General features: G+C 42.0%; 17 protein-coding genes and 1 pseudogene. 5 read left to right on the forward strand and 13 right to left on the reverse strand.

Annotated features, from left to right (window positions below; translation table 11 throughout):
* Nucleotides 1–36: 36 nt before the first annotated feature.
* The 3 genes from MHH49_RS26295 to MHH49_RS26305 form a co-directional block, all read right to left on the reverse strand.
* Nucleotides 37–1,392 carry an ABC transporter substrate-binding protein gene (locus MHH49_RS26295; RefSeq protein ID WP_076142097.1) on the reverse strand — a complete coding sequence of 452 codons (1,356 nt, stop codon included), beginning with the start codon at nt 1,390–1,392 and terminating at the stop codon, nt 37–39.
* Nucleotides 1,393–1,612: 220 nt separating this feature from the next.
* Nucleotides 1,613–1,954 carry a hypothetical protein gene (locus tag MHH49_RS26300; protein WP_249267765.1) on the reverse strand — a complete coding sequence of 114 codons (342 nt, stop codon included), beginning with the start codon at nt 1,952–1,954 and terminating at the stop codon, nt 1,613–1,615.
* 41 nt (nt 1,955–1,995) lie between these two features.
* A complete protein-coding gene (locus MHH49_RS26305) occupies nt 1,996–2,631 on the reverse strand; it encodes a formylglycine-generating enzyme family protein (protein WP_176462527.1) in 636 nt (211 codons plus the stop codon).
* A gap of 190 nt (nt 2,632–2,821) precedes the next feature.
* Between MHH49_RS26305 and MHH49_RS26310 the strand changes: the two genes are divergently transcribed.
* Together MHH49_RS26310 and shc are read left to right on the forward strand one after the other, a co-directional pair.
* Complete coding sequence (locus MHH49_RS26310) at nt 2,822–3,268, forward strand: OsmC family protein (protein WP_076142095.1); 447 nt, start codon at nt 2,822–2,824, stop codon at nt 3,266–3,268.
* Between the two features lie 121 nt (nt 3,269–3,389).
* Nucleotides 3,390–5,282: a squalene--hopene cyclase gene (gene shc / locus MHH49_RS26315; RefSeq protein WP_076142094.1), complete on the forward strand. Its 1,893-nt coding sequence runs from the start codon at nt 3,390–3,392 to the stop codon at nt 5,280–5,282.
* A gap of 963 nt (nt 5,283–6,245) precedes the next feature.
* Here shc and spoVB read toward each other — a convergent pair.
* Nucleotides 6,246–7,802: a stage V sporulation protein B gene (gene spoVB, locus MHH49_RS26320; RefSeq protein ID WP_076099270.1), complete on the reverse strand. Its 1,557-nt coding sequence runs from the start codon at nt 7,800–7,802 to the stop codon at nt 6,246–6,248.
* A 470-nt stretch (nt 7,803–8,272) separates the two neighbouring features.
* On the opposite strand from spoVB, the gene MHH49_RS26325 reads away from it, so the two are divergent.
* Nucleotides 8,273–11,752 carry a glycoside hydrolase family 2 gene (locus MHH49_RS26325; RefSeq protein WP_076222538.1) on the forward strand — a complete coding sequence of 1,160 codons (3,480 nt, stop codon included), beginning with the start codon at nt 8,273–8,275 and terminating at the stop codon, nt 11,750–11,752.
* Between the two features lie 89 nt (nt 11,753–11,841).
* On the opposite strand, the gene MHH49_RS26330 is transcribed toward MHH49_RS26325, so the two are convergent.
* The 8 genes from MHH49_RS26330 to MHH49_RS26365 all read right to left on the reverse strand — a co-directional run bounded on the left by MHH49_RS26330 (nt 11,842) and on the right by MHH49_RS26365 (nt 23,030).
* The gene (locus tag MHH49_RS26330; RefSeq protein ID WP_326047100.1) at nt 11,842–14,631 is read right to left on the reverse strand and encodes a glycoside hydrolase family 3 C-terminal domain-containing protein; all 2,790 of its coding nucleotides are present in this window, start codon (nt 14,629–14,631) and stop codon (nt 11,842–11,844) included.
* A gap of 180 nt (nt 14,632–14,811) precedes the next feature.
* The gene (locus tag MHH49_RS26335; RefSeq protein ID WP_076222543.1) at nt 14,812–16,293 is read right to left on the reverse strand and encodes an Lsa family ABC-F type ribosomal protection protein; all 1,482 of its coding nucleotides are present in this window, start codon (nt 16,291–16,293) and stop codon (nt 14,812–14,814) included.
* Between the two features lie 300 nt (nt 16,294–16,593).
* The gene (locus tag MHH49_RS26340) at nt 16,594–17,502 is read right to left on the reverse strand and encodes an NAD(P)/FAD-dependent oxidoreductase (RefSeq protein WP_036677918.1); all 909 of its coding nucleotides are present in this window, start codon (nt 17,500–17,502) and stop codon (nt 16,594–16,596) included.
* Nucleotides 17,503–17,781: 279 nt separating this feature from the next.
* Nucleotides 17,782–18,294: a DinB family protein gene (locus MHH49_RS26345; protein ID WP_076222545.1), complete on the reverse strand. Its 513-nt coding sequence runs from the start codon at nt 18,292–18,294 to the stop codon at nt 17,782–17,784.
* Between the two features lie 412 nt (nt 18,295–18,706).
* Nucleotides 18,707–19,252, reverse strand: coding sequence for a CueP family metal-binding protein (locus MHH49_RS26350; RefSeq protein ID WP_036677924.1), 546 nt, complete (start codon nt 19,250–19,252; stop codon nt 18,707–18,709).
* Nucleotides 19,253–19,463: 211 nt separating this feature from the next.
* Nucleotides 19,464–20,330 (reverse strand): SDR family oxidoreductase, encoded by an 867-nt coding sequence (locus MHH49_RS26355; protein WP_076099274.1) that lies wholly within the window; start codon nt 20,328–20,330, stop codon nt 19,464–19,466.
* 196 nt (nt 20,331–20,526) lie between these two features.
* Entirely contained in the window at nt 20,527–22,278 is a 1,752-nt protein-coding gene (locus MHH49_RS26360; RefSeq protein ID WP_076222547.1) for a sensor histidine kinase, read from the reverse strand.
* Nucleotides 22,275–23,030 (reverse strand): response regulator transcription factor, encoded by a 756-nt coding sequence (locus tag MHH49_RS26365; RefSeq protein WP_076222549.1) that lies wholly within the window; start codon nt 23,028–23,030, stop codon nt 22,275–22,277. The genes MHH49_RS26360 and MHH49_RS26365 overlap by 4 nt, the downstream gene beginning before the upstream one ends.
* 191 nt (nt 23,031–23,221) lie before the next feature.
* Here MHH49_RS26365 and MHH49_RS26370 point away from each other — a divergent pair, with 191 nt between their 5' ends.
* On the forward strand, nt 23,222–24,253 hold the full coding sequence (locus tag MHH49_RS26370; RefSeq protein WP_076222551.1) for a M23 family metallopeptidase: 1,032 nt from the start codon (nt 23,222–23,224) through the stop codon (nt 24,251–24,253).
* A 113-nt stretch (nt 24,254–24,366) separates the two neighbouring features.
* Nucleotides 24,367–24,828, forward strand: a pseudogene (locus tag MHH49_RS26375) (TIM barrel protein); the annotation flags it as partial.
* A gap of 170 nt (nt 24,829–24,998) precedes the next feature.
* On the opposite strand, the gene MHH49_RS26380 reads toward MHH49_RS26375, so the two are convergent.
* On the reverse strand, nt 24,999–25,322 hold the full coding sequence (locus MHH49_RS26380; protein ID WP_036677934.1) for a hypothetical protein: 324 nt from the start codon (nt 25,320–25,322) through the stop codon (nt 24,999–25,001).
* Between the last annotated feature and the right edge of the window lie 50 nt (nt 25,323–25,372).

The following is a 25,372-nucleotide window of genomic DNA, read 5'->3' on the forward strand; positions in this document are numbered from 1 at the left end:
ATCAGGCGGCGAACAATTCTCGCCGCCTGACGCAGATTATTGTCCTTGATTGACCTTGCTCTGTAATTCTTTCGTGTAGTCCTCAGGTGTTGTTTTTCCGGCGACGAATTTCATCAGCGAGCCGAACATAGATTCACTGTCATTACCATTCAGCATTTGATCCCACCAGTAGGAGAAACCTGTTGCTGAAGAAGACAACTCACCAATTTGCAGAGCCAGTGGATTCATTTGAGAAGTGTCACCTACATCAACTTTCCATGCTGAGGAGCCTGAACCAGCCAGAAATACTTCTTTAGACATGGTCTCAATAAAGAACTTGTATACTTCCCATATTCTTTCCTTGTTTTTCAGATCGGCATTGAGCACGAATGTTTCACCCGAACCTCCGAACCACTCGTCAGCATTTCCTTTCCCCCCTGGAATGGTTGGAAATTTAATCGGTACCACTTTACCTTTGACCAGAGAGTTATCATCTTCAATCTGTCCGTTGACCCAAGCACCCATGAACATCATAGCTGCTTTGCCTGATAGGAACATATTTGTCGCGTCATCATAAGAAGTTCCAACAAAATGTTTGCCGAAGGAGTCCGCATCAATCAGTTGTTTGTATTTCGCAGCAGCTTCTGTGAATTCAGGTGTGTCGAATGATCCTGTTTTCGTTAAAGCGGCATTTACAGCATCCACGCCTGCCATCCGGATGGCTAGAATCGCGTTCCATTGCATGGCTGGCCATCTGTCTTTAGCCCCAAGTGCAATCGGCTGAATGCCTTTTGCTTTTAGTGCTTCAATCGCAGCAACAAGCTCATCCCATGTTTCCGGAATTTTTGCTCCTGCTTGCTCAAATAGTTCTTTATTAACGTACATTTGAGCAGTAGCTATATTGATCGGCAGACCGTAAAGCTTGCTATCGAAGACGAAATTGTCTGTCGTACCTGGTACGATTTGGTCCAGCGTTCCATCTTTTGCGAGATCATCAATGGACAGAATCCGGTTCCCCGCTATAAATGGCTCAGAGAATCCGCCACCCCAGGTGTAAAAAATGTCGGGCAGTTCATTGGCTGCTGAAGCCGCTTTCACTTTTGTTTTATAAGATTCGCCCCCAACACCTACATGCTCGATTTCTACATTAGGGAATTTAGCCTTGGTTGCCTCAAGTGCTTTATAAAAACCAACAAACCCACCATCTTTAGAATTTGGATCCGCGAATTGAGACCACATGGTAATCTTGAGCTTCTCTTCCGCCCCAGGTGTTTTTCCCGTATTGCCTGCGTTTGCATTAGCCTCGGAATTCACGTTATTCCCGTTGTTCCCACCACAAGCAGTGATAAGCATGGACATAGCCATCAACACTGTTAGAGTTAGGTTCATCCTTGTTTTGTTGACTTTTTTCATTCTTTTTCGCCCCCCATTTTTATATTGCTTACAGGACTAATTATATAAATCAATTTATCAAGTGAACATGAAAGCGTTTTACTTTATGATGTATTCTCTTTACATTAGACATTTTTCTTTATTAACTACACATAAAGAAGACCTCTGATTTCTTCAGAAGTCTTCTTTTTTCATTCATATCAAAACCTAGGGCATGAACACCTCTATATAGCTGAGTGGCTTAGGTTCTATCCAAATTAAAGTTTTCTCTTTTATCAGAAGTTATCTCATGAATCTGAAACATATGAATGAACTCATCGATGATCGCTTCTGTAGCTTTTAGTTCACCACTAATGACTTGTTTTGCCGATTCAATCTCTGACTCTTTTAGCTGCTGCTGCAACGCCGAACGATTAATCATTAGCTTGTCCAAAAATGCGATAGCCCTAGCACGACGAAAGGTCTGAGCGCTTTTGTGAGGATGCTCCGAACCCTCCTTGACTCCATTTATATTCATTTCTCCATGCTCTCCGTGTTCTCGATGCTCGTTATAACCATGCTTATCTATGTGTCCTTCGCGCATGTTATTTCCTCCTCTAACTCCGATTACAAATGTATGGCCCATTAATAAGACCGGGCAAGACGGAAGCCAAGATCATCTACGCTAAATGTTGGATGACTACGACGGCGGCATGTGGCTCCACATCCTCTGTCCTCTTCTGCCCAGCTGCCTCCCCGAAAAATTCGATAGGAGCCATACACTTGTTCATCATATAAATCCCAGCACCATTCCCATACATTTCCTAACATATCATAAAGTCCCCAAGCATTGGGTTCCTTTTGTCCTATTTCGTGGAGTTCGCCACCTGAATTTTCATTATACCAAGCAATTTTATCCAGTTCTCCATATTGATAACCGGAAGTTCCTGCTTTACATGCATATTGCCACTCTGCTTCTGTTGAAAGTCGATATCCATTTGATTCCTTATCCCAAGTAATGAGTTTACCATCTTCACCTATAGTATAAGCTTCTATAAATCCAGCTTTCTGGGAAAGCAGATTGCAAAAAGAGATGGCTTCAAACCATGAAATATTCACAACCGGTTTTAGATCTCCGTGAGATGAGTTGTTAATTATAGCATTGTATAGATCCACAGTTACAGGATAAGGTGCAAGAAGAAACGGTTTGATTTCTGCTTTCCATCTACGCTTTATCCGATCGTCTCTTAATTCTATTTCTCCCCCTGGAATTGCAACCATAGGATAGTCCAAATAGCTCTCAATTTCGATCGACACTCTAGCTGCCTCCTAACTATTATTTTAATCATGTATTGACGGGTATACAGAATAGAACTATAATCTATACAATTCCTAGAAACATACTATGAATTATAAAAAATAAGAAACATTAAATCATCCTTAGTTTGTCCACAAGAAGGAGTGTAAACACATGCCAAATGTTCAAACTTTCAAAGCAACTGCTCATTTGCAAGACGGCGTTAGGGTCGTTACTAATGTAAGACAATTCGAGCTGGTCATCGACGAACCGACAAGTCTAGGGGGTACGGATACAGGAATGAATCCTGTTGAAGCTTTGCTCGCTTCTTTGGGTGCCTGCCAATCCATTGTAGCTCGGGTCTACGCCTCTAAATTTGAGGTGGAGCTAGAAGATTTCAGAGTAGATGTGGAAGGTGACTTGGATCTCGATGGATTCTTCAACCGCTCTGAAGTACGTCCTGGCTATTCTGATATTCGGTATACATTCTACATAAAGACTCCATCCCCTGCTGAGAAGGTCGAACAGTTCGTACAATTTCTGGAGAGCAAATGCCCTGTAGGTGACACCATTGCTGCTCCGGTTAATCTCAAGCTAAATCGTATTGTGATGGAAAATTAACCGTTTTATAAAGCTAAGAGAGCTGCAAAGTTGCGTTAAAGCGACTAAGCAGCTCTTTTTCATGACCTGTTCTCCGACTTCATATAATGTTAAAAATGATGCCTTCGGAGGAACCCAAAAAATGACGGATATACTAAGAAAAGTAGATGAAGAAATCGAACGTTTGACAACGTTCTTGCTACAACAGCAGAAGGATGACGGCTCATGGCATTTTTGTTTTGAGAACGGGATTGTGATCGATGCTTATATGATCATTCTCTTTAGGGTGTTGAACCAACAGAATGAAACCCTCATTCGGCAGCTACATGAACGCATTCTTGACGCACAACAGCGAGAGGGTTTCTGGCAGTTATATAAGGACGAAGAAGCTGGGAACTTATCCACATCGGTCGAAGCTTATTATGCCCTGCTCTACTCTGGGTACAGTAAGATAACAGACGAGCCAATACAGCGTGCTAAGCGTTATATACTGTCTAAAGGTGGATTAGGCAAAGTCACAAGTATCTTAACTAGAGTCATTCTCGCCGCAACGGGTCAAAGCAAGTGGCCTTTAGCAATTTCTTCGATTCCACTGGAGGTGCTTTTGTTTCCGTCTTACTTCCCTATTAACTATTTCGAATTCTCTGGCTACTCTAGGGTACACCTCACTCCTATGCTCATTATGGCCGATCGGCGATTTTCGATCACTACAGCCCATGCTCCTGATCTGTCAGATCTTATGGAGACACGGTTGGATGCAGATGAATCGCCTACCCGTGGATATCAGGAGCTGCAGGATGTTATTCAAATGGGTTTGAGCAGATTACTCGGGAGTCCACACTACATACATGAAGCTGCCAAAAACAAAGCAGAGCAATATATGCTCCAGCGAATCGAATCCGACGGTACCTTTTACAGCTATGCCAGCAGTACAATTCTTATGGTTTTTGCCCTGCTTGCTCTCGATTATGATCGGCAGCATCCAATAATTACACAGGCCATTCAAGGTCTCACCGCGCTGCAATGCCAATCAAATCATAAAACTACAATTCAAAACTCTCCATCTACAATATGGGATACAGCGTTAATCTCCTATGCTTTACAAGAGGCTCAAATTCCGGTTGATCACAAAGGAATAAAACACGCTGCAGCTTATCTTCTGGATAAACAGCATCATCAAACTGCTGATTGGAGCATCCATAATCTGGATACAGTTCCCGGTGGGTGGGGATTCTCTGAGTCCAATACAATCAATCCGGACGTAGATGATACAACGGCAGCCTTGCGAGCCATCCGAAGCTTATCAACAATTCACCCTTCATATTTGGAATCATGGAATCGCGGTCTGAATTGGGTCCTATCGATGCAAAATAACGACGGCGGCTGGCCGGCATTCGAAAAAAACACCAATAAAGAAATGCTCACATGGCTCGCTATCGATGGTGCTAAATCTGCAGCCATTGATCCTTCGGAAGCAGATCTTACCGGACGAACTTCGGAGTTTCTCGGAAACTTCGCTGGTTTAAATACACAACACGAGTTCATTAAACGGGGTACGAAATGGCTGATTCAACATCAGGAGAAGGATGGTTCGTGGTATGGAAGATGGGGTGTTTGTTATATTTATGGCACTTGGGCATCATTAACAGGCCTGCAGGCTGTTGGGCTCCCTATAAATCATGATACGTTGCAAAAAGGAGTGAAGTGGCTCCTAAGCATTCAGAACTCGGACGGCGGTTGGGGGGAGTCTTGTCACAGCGACCGGCTTCTACAATATGTTCCTTTAGGAGAAAGCACACCTTCACAAACCGCCTGGGCACTTGATGCGATTATTGCCGTTCAGCCAGAGCCAACAGCTGCGGTGGAAAAAGGGATTCAAAGACTAATCACGTCTATTCATGAAGAGGATTGGAAAACTTCTTATCCAACTGGCGCTGGACTCCCCGGTAATTTCTATTCCAATTATCATAGTTACCGCTATATCTGGCCACTACTCACATTGAGTCATTACAGAAAAAAATACGGTCAAGGATAATACTCGGTAATACTCGGTAATAACTAGCGTTGTCCTGCTCCACTTCTTAACTGTCTCGTAAAAGTTTGGATCGCCAGAGCAGCAATCGTCCGTTACTGGAGAATCCCGTTGCTCTGATGTTATGAATCGAGAGATGAATGCTTTTGTCCGTTGCACCTACCTAAATCACCCAGTCTTGATCAAGCATAGAGCTTTTCGGACTCAGAAGACGCTATTTGCTTGTTTGTAGGCTTTTGAGTTAGATTAAGGACTCCAGTGCAACTATTCCTTAAAAAGAGAGTCATTTTGGATGTTTTTCATAGTAATAACTGCGATGGGGTCCGTTAAAATTCCAATTGTAAGCTAAATCTGCTCTTAAGGTCAGCTGAGTCCGATAGCAAATACGTGTGCGCAAAATGTTACCTATCAAGCCAACTTGCCATTTGGATCAGCCCTATAGGAATTACTTAAATTACTTAAATTACTTATGAGCTAGCTCCATTTTTGCATTTGAGTCAATCGAGCATAGTTAGCATAAAGCTAATTAGAATCAGGCAGCGATCTCCGATAATCAAGGATCGCTGCCTGATATTTTGGGTCACTGGCGGTTTGCCTGAGCAATTAAGACTGTAACGTCTGATATCCCCACTCCGTATATTTGTAGCGCAAGATTTTCACGCAATTTAATGAAGTAACTGCATTTTATACACTTAATCCGTATTGCTAGGGAAAAACTCCGACTTTAACTGCATTCTATACAATTAAAATCAAGAGAAATCACCTAGAAGCCTTAATCTCATGAGAATAGATGTATGAAATACAGCTATTTTTAATGCACAACTATTTTGAACGATTATAGCTGTACAAAATACAGTTAAACACATTGCTGCTTCCCATTTCCTTCATCCGCCTCCATACTGGCACACAGAGGTATGCATCATTGCTCGATTTACTTTTTGGAGCACGGTACCGAAAGATCACCATTCAAGAAACAGGCGTAATCGTTGGTGGTTTCGGTGCTCTTTCCCAAGCACGGGTTACCTGCAATGTTGCTGCATAGGTGATTAACGAAACGAGCAACGCTCCGAACAGTTCAATGATCTGCCCCAGGTCCAATCGTTCCAGAATTCCGTGAGCCGCCAGTCCGCTAAGCGCCATGACAATTCCTCCTGCTCCCACCTTAAATACAATACGAAAGTCAAAATAAAATCCGATCGTTCCTGCCACAGATAAGAAATTCAACAGTGTCAGCAGCAAGAGTCCCAGTCCGAATCCCATGGCCACCCCTTCGATTCCAATATTAGAACCAAGAACAAAGATCGCAATCACTTCGAAAATATTCGTAAGAATATGGTTCCACATAACGGTTGATGCTTTCCCCAAACCAAGCAAAATTGCTTGCAGTGGCGCTCCAAAATAATAAAGAAAAAATAAGGGTGCAATTAACCTTAGCAGCTCGCCCGCTTCTGGCGAATGGTAGATCATAGTCGTTAAGGGTACAGCCCATAGGTACAGGATGATTGTACATGGAAAACCTACTATAAGCGCGGATCGCATAGCCATATCCATCCGACTATGCATAAGCTTGCTATTGTTGCTCACACTTGCTTCGCTGATCGCCGGAATTAATGCAGTCGACAACGATTGTGTGAAGAAGCTGGGGAGAAACAACATGGGAAGAGCATAACCCGCCAGAAGTCCGAATTGCTTGGTTGCCATCTCAACACCTACACCAAACAGTACTAGACTTTTCGTAATCAGCAGTGGTAAAAAGGCATGATAGAGAGAATGAATAAAACCGCTGCCTGTCATCGGTAAGCCGATGCGCAGCAAATCTCTTAACGTACTGTCTCCTTTAAGTGAAATTCTTGACGTATGTGGTGGAGAGGTTTTGATCTTACCTCGATTTGCCCATTTGAAGACAGCGAACAAATAGAGCAAACCAAAACCTTCTCCAACAACGGAGGCAGCCATCGCGCCAGCAGCCGCATAGGCAATACCGTAGGGCAGCAAAACGTTGACAACACCGATAATGACAATGATTTGCGCCAGATTCTCAATAATATCGGAAAAGGCAAGTGGGTTCATGTTCTGTTTTCCACGAAAATAACCTTTCAGTACAGCAGACATCGCAATAATTGGAATGATCGGCGTAATAGCAACCATAGCATAATACGCCCGCTGATCGGCCAAAAAAATCGATGCGATCCATTTGGAGCCAAATAGAGCCACTAAAGTTAATATAATACTCAACGTACCCGTAATGCTTAAGGATACAGTGAGAATACGCTTTACTCGCGCTTCATCCTGCTTAACCTCAGCTTCCGATACAAGCTTTGAAATCGCAACAGGAAGCCCCAGCTCTGTCAGCGTAATAAATAAGGGAAGCAGTGGATGAGCAATCATAAGCAGCCCTACTCCCTCTGCTCCCAAAAAACGTGCCAGCAAGACTCCGTTCAAAAAACCAAGCCCTTTTGTGAAAAATGACGACACGGTTAATATGAACGTGCCACGAATAAAACTTTGTTTACGCATCCCCATTTATACGCATCTCCACCTATGGTTTGTCCTGTCCTTCTTTCTAACTTATTCGAACAAACACAAGTACATGCAGACAAGTATTTGTAAAGTATTTAATCAGCAATAAGCCGCCACATCTTAGTTGGTATACCAGGCAATTTCCCTCACTTTCATTATCTTCTGTAGCAAAAACATTTTTCATAGACCAGAGATACTCCTCTGTATCGCTCATTAGTACTGTTTTTGTATAAATTTCATCCTCCGCAATAAAAGATATATTAAGAAATAAATAGATAATTTACCAATGGCATGTTATCATTTTGAATGCGATTTCAATAGCTTTGTTATAACGGTTTTTTTACTCTTCTTCGTGAATGTCTTTTTGCAAAATCTTTGATATGATAAAAAAGAATAGAAAAGGCTTTACGGAAATCATTCACATCGATAATAACCACTTCTAAATTTTTCAAAGATAAAGGAGAACTTCATTCATGAGTCAGAAAACAAGATTAAATAATGACTGGTTATTCAGCAAACAGCCGCTTAAGTCTACTTTAGAATCGGTGATAGCAGCTGATTCGGAGTGGATCGACGTAACCTTACCCCATGACTGGCTAATTTTTGATACACATAATCTATATGAAAGCGGAGAAGGCTGGTACCGTAAAAGCATAGTTATAGATGAGCACGTGCCAAATAGCCGTGTGTCGCTTCGTTTTGAAGGCGTATACATGGACTCCACTCTCTATGTGAACGGCCATATCGCAGGTGTCTGGAAAAATGGATACTCTACTTTTGAATTAGATATCACGCCATACATTATTGAAGGTATCAACGAAATCTATGTTCAAGTGGTTCATGAGTCTCCTAACTCACGCTGGTATTCCGGTGCGGGCATCTATCGGAGTGTATGGCTGAAGACGTATCCAGGGACACATATTGTGCCTGATGGTATTTATATCTCTACTCGCAAAAAAGAGGATGCCTGGAATGTTGAGGTAGATACCGAAGTATTGTGCAATGATCTATTGCAAAGCGCAAAGCACTACATAATTCGTCACAGTATACTAGATGCTTCAGGAACTTGTATCTCTCATGTAGAAAATGAAATTCCAGTACAAGTCGGGTCTGCTGTATCCAGCTCTGCCCTCTTATCCATCAATAATCCAATGCTCTGGGATATTAACCAGCCTTACTGTTATAACCTAAAAACGGAGCTGTTAGAGAACGAACAAGTGATCGAGGAAGAAGTCCAAACCTTCGGATTCCGTACGATGGAGTTTGACAGCCAACAAGGTTTCTTTTTGAATGGCCGAAAGGTGAAGATTCATGGCGTATGCCAACATCATGATTTGGGATGTTTGGGGGCTGCGGTGAATAAGGTTGCTCTAAAAAGACAGATTATCCTCCTGCAGGAGATGGGCGTAAACGCTATTCGTACGGCCCACAATATGCCAGCCGTTGAATTGATGGAACTAGCCGATGAGATGGGCGTGCTCATAGTTTCCGAAGCATTCGATATGTGGGAACGCAGTAAAACTCCTTTTGACTACGCCAGATTTTATCCGGATTGGTGGAAACAAGATATTGCCAGCTGGGTACGCCGGGATAGAAATCGCCCCTCCATGCTCATGTGGAGTATCGGAAATGAAATATACGACACCCATGCCGATGAACGCGGCCAAGAGTTAACCATAGAATTACGTGATCTGGTGCAGGTTCATGACCCTAAAGGAAATGCAGTGGTTACTATCGGTTCCAACTATATGCCTTGGGAGAATGCACAGAAATGCGCAGATCTAGTGAAGTTCGCAGGGTATAACTATGCCGAAAAATACTATGATCAGCATCATGAGGAACATCCAGACTGGATTATTTATGGCAGTGAAACATCGTCTACTGTACAGAGCAGAGGCATCTATCACTTCCCTTTTGCTCAGTCTGTATTGTCTGACGATGATGAACAATGCTCAGCTTTAGGAAATAGCTCCACTAGCTGGGGTGCCAAGAACACAGAAGCTTGCATCATTGCAGATCGTGATGCGACCTACTCACCGGGACAATTTATTTGGACTGGATTTGACTATATCGGGGAGCCGACCCCGTACTTCACTAAAAACTCGTATTTCGGTCAACTGGATACCGCGGGATTCAAAAAGGATTCCTATTATATTTATCAAGCAGAATGGACGGATTACAAGGTCGCCCCGATGATTCATATTTTTCCATACTGGGATTTCTCTGAAGGGCAGCTTATTGATGTGCGAGTATGCTCCAACGCACCACAAATCGAATTGTTCTTTAATGATCAATCCATGGGCACTTTTAACATTGACCATAAACATGGTAATAAGCTGCTTGGGGAATGGCAGCTCCCATTTAGCGAAGGTACTCTACGAGCAGTCGCTTATGATGAACACGGAGTACAGATCGCTGAAGATACGGTAACTTCTTTCGGAGATTCAACTACTGTGGTCATGAAGCCTGATAAAACTCAGATCACTGCTGACGGATCGGACTTGGTATTTGTTGAGATCTCGACCCTCGATCAAGAAGGACGTCCCGTGGAGAACGCCAATAATCGTATCCAAATCTCTGTAGAAGGACCGGGGCGTCTTGTTGGTTTGGATAATGGTGACAGCACTGACTACGATTCATATAAAGGAACAAGTCGCCGGATGTTCAGTGGAAAATTGCTTGCAGTCATTGCCTCTTCATTGGAGCCAGGTAAAATCGTTGTACGTGCATCTTCCCAAGGCTTACAGTCCGCTGAGCTTACACTGACTGCCGAAGCACGAGAGCTAGATCATTCTAAGGACGAAGAGCTTGTACTTTATCAGCATTCGTCACAATCACTATCGGATGTGAGCGAGTTATCCCAAGACTATTTATCAGATGAAATTCCCGTTCGCAAGCTGGAAATCATATGCCCACAAGGAAATCAACTAACGAAGGACACCCGAGCACTTCCGGTTCGTGTGCAAATTCATCCAGAGAACGCAACCTATCAGGAAATTGAATGGCGAGTTACGAATGCTGCCGGCATTGACGCCAATATAGCCGTTCTTGAGGCAAATGGGCATGAAGCAGTAATATCGGCTTTGGGAGACGGAGACGTATATGTACGGTGTGCAACGAAAAACGGTGCAGATCAAGTGCGCCTGTACTCGCTTATGGAATTCCATATTCGAGATATGGGAGCTGCCTTTTTGAATCCTTATGAGTTTGTTTCCGCTGGTTATCATAGCAATACGAGCCGGAACTTAACAAATGGGAATGAACGCGGAGTGGCTACTGCAAGAGAAGGAGAAAGCTGGATCTGTTTCGACAACATCGATTTCGGTGATTATGGAGCTACTGAACTTACCCTTCCTATCTTCACGCTAGATAACGATAAATATACGATTGATATATGGAAAGGTACTCCGGATGCTCCAAACGCAGCTCTGCTGACACAGGTAACCTATCAAAAACCTTCTATATGGAATGTATATCAAGAGGAAACCTACTCATTACCTGAGCGAATAAAAGGTGTCACCACCCTTTGTTTTGTTCTTCATAAAAAGATTCATCTCAAGGGCTTTCAGTTTAACAAACCTTTAAAAGCGTACGAACAACTTAACGTTCTGGAATACAATCAGATTTATGGAGATTCCTTTACACTGGCAGATGGACAAATCAAAAATATTGGTAACAACGTCTCTCTCATCTTTAAAGATATGGACTTCGGTGATACTGGAAGCACTAAACTAACCTTATGCGGGCATTCGCCTATCGATAAAAATACTCTGCATATTCTATTTAGCGGACCAGAGGGTGAAAAGAGACAGCTTGTGGAGTTTACACAGTCAAGTGATTATTGCGAAAGAGAATTTGTGTTGGAGCGCGTAACCGGTCCACAAACCGTCACCTTTATATTTCTACCGGGGAGCCAGTTTGACTTTAAGTGGTTCCAGTTCCAAGCAGAATAAGGTAGTTTCAACTTTAAACTAATCGCTTACCAAAAGAAAACCCTGAGCATTAGCACAGGGTTTTTCCTTTAACTTATATTTAGAGCTACTTAGTCAACTTTATTAAATTCGATCCAGTCGATCTGTAAACCTGGTTTAATGAATTCCAGTTTCATTTCATAAAGACCTGCTTCGAGTTCTACTTTCACAAGCTTTTGTCTAATCCATTGACCTTCTGTCCCGTTGGTTTGAATGGTTGTCATCAATTGATCATTCAAATTAACATTGCATGCACTCTGAGCCAGCTCAGGCTCTGTTGACATGATATGCACGAGGATCCGATATTGACCAGCTTGGCCAACTTCAAAGAAAGTCGATCCTTCAACGGCTGGCTTAACCTGTGGATTTTGAGATAAAGATTGTACTTGTTCTGCAGTAAGTGAAGGATTGGCCTTAAAGGACTCAACCGTTTCAATAATTTGCTGTTTTCTCGAGAATACTGGAGCATGCATGATGAACTCACAAATATTCATTGCAGAACGTTGCAGCTCTCCTCTAGTCAAAGATCCATTTTCCAAGGATTCAATGGTGTTGTCATTCCATCCATTAATTTCGGCGCCATAGTTAGCTACAACCATGTACAGATCATTTTGTGCACGGACCATCCAATTTGTAAATTTCCGGTCTGCAGCTCCACCATTAACGACATCATTCATGATGGCCCACCAGTCTGTCATGACAATACCTTTGAAGCCCCATTCTCCGCGGAGAATTGTAGTGTTCAAATCGTAATTTGAAGCGGCCCAATGTCCATTAACAGGGTTATAAGAGGTCATAATTGAATTTGCCCCACCCTGCTTCACAGCAATTTCGAAACCTTTCAAATAAATCTCGCGAAGCGCACGTTCCGACACAACAGCGTCAACCTTACTGCGATGTTTCTCCTGATTATTGCAGGCAAAATGCTTCAGTGTGGCATTAGAGCCACCTTTCATAATCCCACGTGTACATGCAGCGGCAAACACCCCAGAGATCAAAGGATCTTCAGAAAAATATTCAAAGTTGCGGCCATTAAGCGGGCTGCGACGAATATTCAGACCTGGTCCAAGCAAGGTGTCTATGTTGTTTCTTACCAACTCTTGTCCTTCTAACACATACAGCTCTTCGACTAATTCGGCATTCCAAGTAGCTGCAAGAAGCGTTCCGATCGCAACCTGAGTCGCTTTTGCTCCACTATCCATACGAATTCCTGAAGGACCATCTGCCGTACATGCAACAGGGATTCCTAAGTTATATAGACTATCACTTACTCCTCCAAATGCAGAAGCTGTACCCGGTGTAACTAAAGGACTGCTCATGCCTTCACCCCGGACAATGGCAGCCAAGTCATCGTCACTAAGCTGGGCAATAAAAGCTTCCATACTAACTTTTTGTTCAAATACATCTCTTAATTTATGCCCTTGATTGCCTGTCTGGGAGATCGTTGTTGGTAGATTGCTCTCGATCCGTTCTGCTAACGAAATCTTGCGTGTTGGAACCTCTACATACAGAAGTTCATACGAACCGTCTGCATTTTGAACGCCAGGTTGCATTCTTGTAAAGCTTTGCGTTGGTGCAAGAGCTTCTTGTAACTGTTCCACAACTTGAAGAGTTTCCACGACATAGCCGCTATTCCCTTCAACCTTGACTTCCTCCACTTTTTTAACACTCGTTCCCGCAAACACGCGGTACGTGCCTTCTTCTAGCACATAAGCAGAAGCATGCCCTGTCACACCAGCGTCATCATAGGAAGCCATAGAATGAACAGGAAAACTCACAGTAAGACGTTGAGCTTCGCCTGGCTGAAGGACTTTTGTTTTTGCGAATGCTGCCAAAGCTTTAGCAGGCTGTCCCAATTTTCCTTGTGGAGCTTCATAATAGACCTGAACGACCTCTTTTCCAGCAAAGGTAGTTCCTATATTGGTTACGGTTACGCCGACTTCAACATTTAGTTCGCCAGCTTTGTTAATAAGTTTTGCTTCTTCTGGCTCGAGCTTAAACTTGGTATACGATATTCCATAACCAAACTCATATTGAACCTTTTCTGGGCAAAATGTCTCGAAATAACGATAACCAACATAGATATCTTCCTGATAAAGGTTTGTAAATTCATTACCGTAGTTGTGTGTTGACGGGTAATCGTTGATGGAATATGCGATCGTGTCTGTTAATTTACCGCTTGGAGTTACTTCTCCAGCCAGCACGTCCGCAATTGCATTACCACCTTCCATTCCCCCCTGCCAAGAGTAGATGACAGACGAAATCGGATTTTTATAGCTTTCATCGTTCAGCCAGCTCATATCAATAATATTAGAGACGTTCAGTACAACAATCGTTTGCTCAAAATATGTAGTTACCTGCTTCAGCATCGCTTTTTCATCAGCTGTTAGTTGGTAGCTTCCTGAACCATCGACATTATCCTGATCTTCTCCTGCTGTACGTCCGATTACAATGATTGCTTTGTTCGATTTACTTCTAGCCTCAGCTACCAATTCGTCGGATAAAAGCATTTCCTTCTGGTTCCATGGCTCTGCAGCCCAAACGCCGCCACCATTATCAAATGGATTTTGCTCAATCCACTTCTCATATACTGCTGCCAAATCTTCGTTGATCGTAAGGTTCTTTTTACTGCGAAGACCGCCCAGCAGGTTGGTCGTATAAGTAACATGAACACTACCGCCCGAACCAGTACCACTGCGATAATAATTCACTTGAGTTCTGCCAAAAACAGCAATATTATCACTTTCAGCAAGCGGAAGCACCTGTTGATCATTCTTCAACAGTACTGCACCTTCTGCTGCTACCGTCCGGCTAAATTCTGCAAAACCTTCTAATGGAATTCCCACACTCTGTGTACTCAACTTGTTTCCTCCTGTTGTTCAATTCTATAGGTTGTTTCTTTAGGCATCAATTACATATCATAAAGTTTAACTATACCATTATAGTACATTGGATAACTGTAATATATATAATAATTATCTTTATTAATATAATAATATTGGTCTGTTAGAGTTGGAAATTTTCAATCGATGTTAAAAATATCAGCTAAGTTCAATGATCTTCGTGGCAACATTATGGCAAAATTCGCGATCATGCTCCACAAAAACGAGTGTTGGTGTATATTCAAGCAATAGCTCCTCAATTTGCATACGTGAAATAACATCAATAAAATTAAGCGGTTCATCCCAAATATACAAATGAGCTTTTTCACTAAGACTTTTGGCGATCAGGACTTTTTTCTTTTGGCCGCCACTGTAAGTGGATATATCCTTATCAAATTGAATTCTGGAGAAATCAAGCTTTCGCAGAATAGATTTAAAAAGACTTTCATCTATCCCATTCTCTCTAGCATAATCTGTTAAATCGCCCCGTAGATCTGAAGTGTCTTGTGATACGTAGGAAATGATAAGCTGGCTATCCTTAGTGAAGGTGCCGGTATAATCTATATCCTCACCGCAGATCAATTTGATGATACTTGATTTTCCGGAACCATTTTTACCCGAGAGTGCAATTCTCTCCCCCTGCTCAATGGTAAAGCTTACTTCTGAACATACCCTTTTCTCTCCGTAAAAAACCGAAACATTATCCAGCTCCGCAAGATGACGTTTATGATAAGCAAGCTGCGTAATCTCTAAGTTCTCAGAATTTTCGATGTTTTTAAGAAGCTTAGACTTTTCGTTGATAGCAGATTGCTGTCTTTGTTCGATGGCTTTAGAGCGTTTCATCATTTTAGCTGCCTTGTGCCCAACATAACCTTTATCTAACTTAGATCCAGAATTTCTAGTTCCATTTTTAGTTTTTTCCACCTCATGTGACCAGTTACCTGTTCGTTTAGATGATGCTGACAAGCGTTTGATATCTCTTCTAAGTTTTTCGTCTTCCGCTATCTCAAAGTTATCCTGTCTGACTTTATTCTCCCACCAGCTAGAAAAATTGCCCTTTTGAATCTCTATATTGGTTTTGTTGATTGATAAAATGTGGTCCACACAATTATCAAGAAAGGATCTGTCGTGAGAAACCAGAATATATCCACTTTTCGTATTGAGGTAATCACTGACAAGCTTTCTTGCTGTCATATCTAGATGATTTGTAGGTTCATCAATCAACAGGAAGCTATTTTCCTTTATGAATAATGTGGCTAACAGCACTTTCGTCTGCTCTCCGTTAGACAATGAATCAAAGGGACGATATAACACATCCTCAGAAACCTTTAGCAAAGAAAGCTCACGCATTAACTTCCAATGAATATAATCCGGAAAAATCTCGCTGATCACATCTATGGTGTTAAGCTCCTTGTTATTCACCTGAAAAGGGAAATATTCAAAGCTGACATGAGCAGAAATATTACCGCTGTATTCATGCTTTCCAAGCAATAAGCTAAGAAATGTAGTCTTTCCTCGACCATTTCTCCCTGTGAAACCTAATTTCCAATCGGTATCGATTTGAAAGTTTACGTTCTCAAATATGTTATCGTAGCTGCCTTCATAGGCAAAGGTTAGATTTGTGACATTTATTAATGACATAAAATAATCCTCCTGTATTTTAAAAAATAAAAGCCACAAGAAAGTTACTTTCTTGTGACTCAAATAAATACAGCAAATCCAGCCCCAAATGGAGTTAGATATGGATATATTTTCGAGTGAAAAGAAGTAGTAACTTTCTTGCATACAAAGAATAAAACAAACGAAATAAACCATTGTTGTTGTTTTATTCATCATAGGACGCAAGAATAATTACTACACTATACTTTTCAACTCCGATCATTAATTTGTAATTATGTTATCATGCATACTTATTATTTTCAACTTCCTACCCATAATTCGTTAAAAAAGTTCAAATTCTTCTTCTGTAAGATCCATATTTACACTCATAGCTGTCCGACTCCCGTCAGCCGCGGCAAACACTAACTGAGAAGGCATAAAATAAGAAACATCTCCAGCCGAATATAATCCTGGAATCGAGGTTCTCCCCGCACCATCTGTGCTAAACCCACCAGAATCATTCCGCTCTACAGCCAAATGATCTACGATTGATGCCGTTTGGATCAAATTCGGAGCAATAAACCCTCCCGTTCTTATGATCTCAGTACCATCCGCAAAACGAACCGCCTGAAGTTGCCCGTCATGACCCATAAAAGAGGAAACTAATGATTCTTTGACTACAACCCCCTTGGCCTCAAGACTTTTTTTCTGTTCATCTGAAAGGAATGTCTTGCCGTTCGTGCAGATAACCAAATCTTTACTCCAATTGAGCAGCATCTTTGCCATATGAAAAATATGTGGATTTTCGCAAACAACGACAAGGGGTTGATCTCGTAATTCCCAGCCGTCACAATACGGGCAATTAAACAGACTTTTTCCGTATAATGGACGTAGGCCCTCTATCTCAGGAAGGACCTCCTTTAACCCAGTCGCCAAAATCAATCTGCGAGCTTCAATGTGACGACCAAACGAATCAAGTACTGCAAATCCAGAATCATTTTTGTTAATCGAAATAATCTCAGTCTGGATATGCTCAACTGACGGATAACGTAGTACCTCCTCATACGCAATACGACGAAACTCGGCTGGTGTAACCCCGTCTCTTGTAATAAAACCATGTGACGCATGGGTAACAGCATTTCTTGGCTGATTATTATCAATTAAAGCTACTTTTCGTCTTGCCCTACCAAGAACAAGGGCTGCGTTCAAGCCTGCGGGTCCACCACCAACAATAATGCAATCGTAAATCACATGAATCATCTCCTATATGCAGATATTAAAGACTCTTTTTGTCTATTATTAAATCAAAAAAATATCTGTTATATCATAGACTTAATGAATCTATAATATCTCCAAATTAACTAAAGTGTCAACCCAAACTTTCCGATCCTCCGTGAGTTTTATTTAGTGTAATACTAGAAAAAAGTAAATAAGCCCATTACCGTATGTTTGGAGGTAACTTAATACTCCAATATATCAGGTAAGAGCTTTATGTTGAACTTACTTGGCAGTGCAGGGCTTCCTCACTTATCAACCTTCACCGTTTGCTAATTCTAATTCGTCAGCCGAGGGTCCGTATAGACCAGGTACCGGCACGTCAAGCAGCCGCAGATAGACTCCAAGCTGTGCCCGATGGTGAACCATATGATTCAATCCGATGGTACGAAGCGCAGCAGCCCGGGTCTGACAACGGATGATCTGCTCCCCGTTCCGCAAGGTCCACTCGGCGCCGAGCATCTCCACATTGCTTGCAGTAATTAATTCCTCAATCTCACGAGCTTTCAGGTCGAACTCTTGTAGAACCGCATCGGGACTCTCCAGTGCTTCTCGTCGGTATGCCACGGATGCCAAATCAAACTCCGAGTAAAGAAGAATTGCGGATTGCCAGCTCAGAAGGTTAACGAGATGTGTGGCCAGCCCACCCAGGCTCATTGACTTAGAGTGTGGTTTCCATGTCATATGCTCCTGAGGCAGCTTCTCCAGTATCCGACGCGTACCAGCCAACTCCTGCAAAACATCCCCAATGATCAGCTCTTTAACCATTCATCTCTCTCCTCTCTTCTGTAAAGCAATTTCTTTTGATCATTCGTGTGATACTTTTGTTCCTTTTCCCAAACAGTTTCTAACTCTCCGCTGGATCGGACCGTGGGGCTCTTATTTCGAAGATTTATGGCATTTCACCAGGTTATCGGACCCAGATGCAGCTATTTCCCTAAAAACACTCCGATTCTGTGCCATTTTAAGCCAATAAGAGCTATGCAGTCCGATAAGCTTGAAAAATGCTGCGAAAATCTAAAATAGCTGCAATAGAGTCCGATACGATGGACATTTGGCGAAAGTCCGACACAGAATACATCAGAAGGAAGATCAGATTGGACTATGAATAACGAATTCGACATCGCTTAAGAAACATCCTCCTGAGCATTCGCTTTCCAAGTCTTCTCTCTACAACTTTTTAGATACTTTCTGCCAATTGCATAGTGGTAACACATGTATTATCACTCTTAAAAGTGGAAAGTTCAGATTTTGCTGCTTTTCCGTCCTGCTCAATGGTTACGTTATATTTTTTGTCCCGGGGTAACCAAAGATCAATAAATCCGTTAGATAGCGATTTCATTTCTTTATCCACAATCACATTGCCTTCGCTGTCTTCGATATATACTTTAAACTCATCATCCGTTAATTCCCCTTGGCAGCCGGTCAAGCTATGTGTAGCGCAAGGATGCGTATTCTCCACATATGGAGCTATAGAAACAAAAAACTCATCTTTAGGCAAGTCGTAAGTTTTCTCTTTATTGTTACTATCGGTTACAATAAGTTGCTCAGAAGTGATAGAAGCGGACAGGTTTTCCATACTGCTTGAACTATATTCTTGCACTAATTGCTTAATGTCGGTTGTATCTTGTGCTGAGGGCGTATCCTTGTCGATACCTCCCAATAACAAATACGCACCTAATGCAACAACCGCCGCTCCAGATACCAGCAAGATATTTCTTTTCATTTGTAATCATCTCCTTCGCTTATTCGCCAGATTATGTACTCTCTCAGAGTATCTTCCATTTCTTTTAGTATAACTAGTTAAACTAAACTAACACAATTATGAACAAGGCAAAATAGTGAAAAGTTATGTATTTGATTCATCCTCTATCAACACAAAAAAGGCCTCCTCACTGGTTTTTCAACCTCGAGGAAGCCTTTTATCTTTTATATTATTATGCTTGTAAATTACCGACCATAACACGAATGACATCCGCAAGAGGAGTAGCTGAACGTTTCAGCAGTTTCTCTAAATCGCTACTTTCAATATTAAGCCAACCTTCACGAATACCACGTTGTATAGCTACAACTATTGGAAGCGCAGCTTCTGGGACACCCACCTCCGACATGGTCTTGGCATAAGCCTCGTCGTCAACCTGGATTACTTTGATTTCTTTACCCATTACGCTGCCTATGATCTCAGTCAATTCCTCTTGTGTTAAAGGTTTGCCAGACAATTCATACACTGTGTTCTCATGTCCGTCACCTGTCAGTACATTAGCTGCAGCTTCTGCATAATCTCCGCGTGTAGCCCAGCCAACTTTACCGTTCCCTGCTGAAGTCACCCATGGGGCACCTGCTAGAGCGCCTTGAATGGAGCCGATCTCATTCTCCAAATACCAGTTATTACGGAGGAAGCTGTAAGGAATGCCTGTTGCGCGAATAGCTTCTTCGGTGATGCGGTGAACTTCAGCAAGAAATAGTTCACTCTTGTCTGCTTGTCCTACACTTGTGTAGGCAATGAAGCCAACGCCTGCTTTTTCCGCAGCAACAACAGCTGCTTTATGTTGACGAATCCGGGTTTCATTATCACCATCTGCGGATACAATTAATAGTCGATCCACACCGGCAAATGCTGATTCCAGCGTCTCAGGTTGATCAAAATCACCATGACGGACTTCTACTCCACGCGCCTGAAGATCACTTGCTTTTTCTGGGTTCCGCACACTAACTACAAGATCACCTGCGGGTACAGTTTTAAGTAAAGCTTCTATCACCAATGATCCGAATTGACCTGTTGCTCCTGTTATTGCTATTTTCATTTTTACTTCCTCCTCAAATTAGGATGATAAATTTATTTTTAATCACTACCTGTAACTATTGTAGTTACAATCAGTTTAGATGTCAACTTATTTATGATCCCAACTCTGGCTGGATAATAAACAGAAGAATTAAAAAACTATATTCACAACAAAAAAACCACCGTCATTTCCGTTAGGAAAAACGCTGGTTCTATGATCAGCTCCATATCAACTTAATAATGGTCCCTTGTCCAGGGCTACTCTCAACAGCAATCCTGCCCTCCATACATTCGATTAATCCCTTGGAGATCGCCATGCCAAGGCCGGATCCGTTGGAGCTAGATACGGTGTCCGTTCCTCGATAATAACGTTCAAATAGACGGTTAAGTGTGACTTCATCCATTCCATCGCCATCATCGGAAAATTGAATAGTAAATCCACTGTCCTCATCATTCATAGTAAGCGAAACCGTTAAAATCGTATCTGAGGGGTTATGAAGTAAAGCATTCGCAGTCAAATTGTTGACCACCCGCTCTAGCCATGGAGTATACAATCGAGCTCTCACTTCGTTTGGTGCCGGCACAAATATAATTCGTTGCTTCCCGTATTCGGGATTTGCAGCAGCTTGATCAAGGGCTTGATGTAGCCAAAAGTTCAATTCCACCTCCATCAGCTCTGGTGGCTTGATCCCTGTTTTTAGCCGATAGGTCATGGCAAGATCACTAATAAGCATGTCCATATGGGCTGATTTATCCAGCATCGTCCTTGTAAACTTGCGAACTTCCTCTTTCGACCAATCATACGAAGGCTCCGCCAGTAAATGGGCATAACCAGTTATAGAAGATAAAGGAGTTTTTAAATCATGTGTAACACCTGCGATCCATTCTTCCCTCAAATTCTCTGTTTGTTGCCGCAACGCTTGATCTCTCTGCAAATTAGCAGATAATTTCTCTATGGATACCATAACATCAGAAAAAACCCGGTATCTCCGTCTCCATTTACCTACGTGTGTTCGACTACGACGATTTCCTTTACGGTCCATAGGCTCTGTATATATGGCATTTCCAATGGAATCGAGCCATACAAGCATATGCAGCATTGGCGCTCCAAACCTATGAGCTTGCCATAAAGAAAGCAATATAAATGCAAGCAATAAAGCCGCGAGCATTGCTAATGAGCCTTTAATAACAATTTTAACCTCTTCAGGTACCCATACCTTTTGGCCTATATCTGCTCCCTTTACGTTTGGTTGTCCAACGATCCATGTTTGGCCGGTTTGTTTATCAAAAGAAGATCGGACATGATAGCCGTAACGTTCACTGTAGAGAGTGCGTAGTGCTAGCTCTGGCACTGAGTACTTGGTGGGAATCATCTTTGGCCTATTATAGGAGAGCAGCTCCGTACCCGATGAATCAATGAGTTGAACAAAAGCCTGTGATGATTTAATTTCTCTTTCAATCGAATCAGGCAGAACCAGATCTCCATCTACTGCATCAAATGTACCTTCGCTCATTTTTTTTAACAGAGGATCTAGTATATTTGGCGCGCCATAAAGAAGCGTGAATTGTCTCCCATTTTTCTCTTGAATCCATACAGCCAGAGTATACGGAAAAGGCTGAGTCCCTGTCCAATAGGCGACTACTTCACCCAGTCCATATTGAATTGGGACATCTTTTGGAGTGTTGTAGGCACTTTCAACTTTTCCATTTTCATCGATGTTTTGCAGCCAGCCCTTATTCTTCTTCACTTGCTCCAGCAAGCTCGGGGAAAATTGAATGCCCTTCTCATCAATTTTGGAGGATTCAACCAGTTGCTCTAAGCCAACATTAGCAAAATCACGCGTAATACTGATATCGAGAAAACGCAACAGCATCCAAGTAAACGTTACTGCTGCAATAGCGAGAACAACCATTCCCGTAATTGCTAGCTGTAGAACGAACCTTAACGTTAACCGGCGTTTGATATTCATGGCATGGACAACGCCTGGTGGTCTACCTTCACCAGCTTATAACCAAGGCCCCTAACGTTAACAATAAATTTTGGATCGGACGGGTCTGCTTCGATACGTTCTCTAATTCGATGAATATGAACCATGACCGTATTATCATCACTCAGTGCTTCATCGCCCCATACTTTCTCATATAAATCACTTTTGCTGAAAATCTGATTGGGATGTTTGCATAGGAAGACCAGCAGTTGAAATACAAGTGCCGGACAAGCAACAGACTGATCCTCTACCAGGAGTTCTCCCGCTGTCTCATCTAGCTTAAACCTTCCGTAATCATATACATTTGCAGATTTATGGGGGACTATTTCTACACTCTTGCCAGTAGCCTGTTGGTTAGCAGAAGCAAAATATCTCCGCAGCTGTGCTCTTATACGAGCCACCACTTCAAGCGGGTTAAAGGGCTTAGTGATATAATCATCTCCACCTATAGCAAAGCCCGTTAATTTATCGAAATCAGACGTCCGAGCAGTCAGAAAAAGAATAGGAGCATCCGTCGTCTGCCGGATAAAAGGGCAGATTTCGATGCCACTTCGTCCGGGCAGCATTACATCCAGCACAATTAAATCATATTTTTTGGATTCACAGGCACTTACTGCTTCTTCACCTGTTTGCACTGTATCTATATTGACGTAGCCTTCCTTACGCAGCACTGTCTCCATAATGTCTAAAAGTGATACCTCATCATCAACCAATAAAATTGAAGCCTCATTCATATAAATTTTCCCTTTCACAATAGACGTTTTTATCATCATAGCATGATTTTTTTGGCTAGCAATCTTACTAATCTTAACGGAAGCTTAATTCGTATTCATTAAATAGCTAGTAAATTATGTAAGTGTTAATATAGAATTTCAGAAGAGCTAAGGCTAGACTGCTACAATCGTAATACTGGGAGGCGAAATATATGAACAAAAAACCTGAAAAAATCATTCATAAAGTTATTTTGAATACAAGAACTGCCTTGGCTGTAGGGTCACTGTCTTTATTAATGGCTGCCTGTGGAGGAGAGAATGCTGATGTGCCCACTAATGAAAAGGCGGAGCAGACAACAAACCCGGCCACAGCTGCCATTCTGAGTGGATTTGCTCCAGATGAACTATCAAAGATTCTACTGGACGGGAAGTACAAGGAGTTGTATGCCCGCTTTAACCAGCCTTTAAAAGATGAAATAAGTGAAACAGAATTAGCAGAGACAGGAAAAGAATTCACTAAGGGTATCCATACATTGGAAAAGGCATCGACCATGCAGCTTAATGGATTTGATCGACGCACATGGGTTAGTGATGCTGGCAATAAGGGGCTTGTCGGGATGTTTGATCCGGATGGGATGATTACATTAATTCAAGTTCAAGAGCTTACCCCTTCTCCTGAAACCGACAATGTACTAAGTAAACATGAATACGCACTGCCGTTTGAGGGAGATTGGTATGTGTTTTGGGGTGGTGAGAATGTGCTTGTGAATTATCATTATGAGTTAGAAATCCAGCGTTACGCTTACGATTTTATCCAAACCAAAGATAACTATTCCTATAAAGGAGACCCACTAAGAAATGAAAGCTATTATGCCTTTGGCAAAAACATTCTCGCTCCAGCGGACGGCACCGTTGTATCGGTTGTGAATGACATTAAAGACAATGAGCCAGTTGGGGTCATGAATCCGAATCAAGCTACCGGGAATATAGTTGTCATTGATCATGGCGGGGAATATAGTCATTTGGCGCATCTCAAACAAGGGTCAGTTACTGTAAAACTGGGGGATAAAGTCGAAAAAGGGGAGGTTATTGGCTTAACAGGTAATTCTGGTAATACGAGCGAGGCCCATCTACACTTCCAAATCTCAGATGGAGCTGATCTATTCACTTCCCGGGCAATCAGAGTTAAATGGGAGCAAGATTTAAAACCAATTCAAGGCGAGACTATTTTCGCCGCTAATTAGCGCTAAATTCCGGGTCGCTAAGGTTGTCTCTCATAAATAATAGATCAGATAAGACAACCTTGATCTTCCCTAAAAAACTTCCTGTATTCTGAGGAAAGGAAGTGTCAACCCCGATGTCTTTACTCCTAGGCTCTCATGTGTCTATGACCGGAACAAAAATGCTCCTTCGAGCTAGTGAAGAGGCAGCTTCTTATGGAGCGGCCACCTTCCTTTTTTATACCGGAGCCCCACAAAATACACGCCGCAAACCCATTGAAGCTTTGAATATTGAAGCAGGACATGCTCATATGAGAGATAACGGTATTTCTAATATTATTGTACACGCTCCATTTATTGTTAACTTAGGAAATACACTTTCGGCACAGGTCTTTGAGCATAGTATAGAGTTTCTTCAATCAGAAATCATAAGAACAGAAGCTTTGGGTTCAACCCAAATCGTCCTACATCCTGGCTCTCAAGCCGGCATCTCTCGGATCGTGGAAGGCTTAAACGAAGTGCTAACAGATAAACGAAATGTTCAGGTTTCGTTAGAAACTATGGCTGGAAAAGGTAGTGAATGTGGAGTCTCTTTTGAATAACTTCCAGCTATTCCCAAACTCTTAGAGACTCCCTCCATCGGTGAAAAGAAATATGTAAACGCACCCTATAAGCATGAGATTTCCTTGTTAAGGGGAGATACAGATGAGCTGGTAAAAAAATAAAAACCGCCAGTTACGCGGTTTTTTATCTGTGCAACCATCATCGATTATCCTTTTGTGGAATCAATTGTAGTAGGCGCGGTTCCATTTACCTGGAGTTTTTTTAACGAGTTTTTCTTTGCTGTTAATTCTTTGGAAAGATCAGCTTGCAGGCGATTCATGTTTTTAATTTCATCGTTAAGCTTTTTGATTCGCGTCATTTTACTGCTCAAATCTGTGTGAGACTTGCTAAATTTCATATCCTGTTCTAATTGATTAATTTTGAATTTGGATTTTTCCTTTTTGTTCTTCACGTTTTTGAGCTTGCTCTCTACCTCTATGATTTCTTGTTCTAACCTTTGGATCATTGGTTTGGTGAAATTAATCGCCATTCTTACACCCCATATCATTTAGTGTTGCCGAGAATCAATTCTACTATAAA

The organism is Paenibacillus sp. FSL F4-0122 (assembly GCF_038002845.1).
Lineage (GTDB): Bacteria > Bacillota > Bacilli > Paenibacillales > Paenibacillaceae > Paenibacillus_AQ > Paenibacillus_AQ odorifer.

Bases quoted from the DNA above. Each gene is read 5' to 3' on its own strand.
- MHH49_RS26295 (WP_076142097.1), bottom strand. From the start codon at position 1,392: ATGAAAAAAGTCAACAAAACAAGGATGAACCTAACTCTAACAGTGTTG.
- MHH49_RS26300 (WP_249267765.1), bottom strand. From the start codon at position 1,954: ATGCGCGAAGGACACATAGATAAGCATGGTTATAACGAGCATCGAGAA.
- MHH49_RS26305 (WP_176462527.1), bottom strand. From the start codon at position 2,631: ATGGTTGCAATTCCAGGGGGAGAAATAGAATTAAGAGACGATCGGATA.
- MHH49_RS26310 (WP_076142095.1), top strand. From the start codon at position 2,822: ATGCCAAATGTTCAAACTTTCAAAGCAACTGCTCATTTGCAAGACGGC.
- shc (WP_076142094.1), top strand. From the start codon at position 3,390: ATGACGGATATACTAAGAAAAGTAGATGAAGAAATCGAACGTTTGACA.
- spoVB (WP_076099270.1), bottom strand. From the start codon at position 7,802: ATGGGGATGCGTAAACAAAGTTTTATTCGTGGCACGTTCATATTAACC.
- MHH49_RS26325 (WP_076222538.1), top strand. From the start codon at position 8,273: ATGAGTCAGAAAACAAGATTAAATAATGACTGGTTATTCAGCAAACAG.
- MHH49_RS26335 (WP_076222543.1), bottom strand. From the start codon at position 16,293: ATGTCATTAATAAATGTCACAAATCTAACCTTTGCCTATGAAGGCAGC.
- MHH49_RS26345 (WP_076222545.1), bottom strand. From the start codon at position 18,294: ATGGTTAAAGAGCTGATCATTGGGGATGTTTTGCAGGAGTTGGCTGGT.
- MHH49_RS26350 (WP_036677924.1), bottom strand. From the start codon at position 19,252: ATGAAAAGAAATATCTTGCTGGTATCTGGAGCGGCGGTTGTTGCATTA.
- MHH49_RS26355 (WP_076099274.1), bottom strand. From the start codon at position 20,330: ATGAAAATAGCAATAACAGGAGCAACAGGTCAATTCGGATCATTGGTG.
- MHH49_RS26360 (WP_076222547.1), bottom strand. From the start codon at position 22,278: ATGAATATCAAACGCCGGTTAACGTTAAGGTTCGTTCTACAGCTAGCA.
- MHH49_RS26365 (WP_076222549.1), bottom strand. From the start codon at position 23,030: ATGAATGAGGCTTCAATTTTATTGGTTGATGATGAGGTATCACTTTTA.
- MHH49_RS26370 (WP_076222551.1), top strand. From the start codon at position 23,222: ATGAACAAAAAACCTGAAAAAATCATTCATAAAGTTATTTTGAATACA.
- MHH49_RS26380 (WP_036677934.1), bottom strand. From the start codon at position 25,322: ATGGCGATTAATTTCACCAAACCAATGATCCAAAGGTTAGAACAAGAA.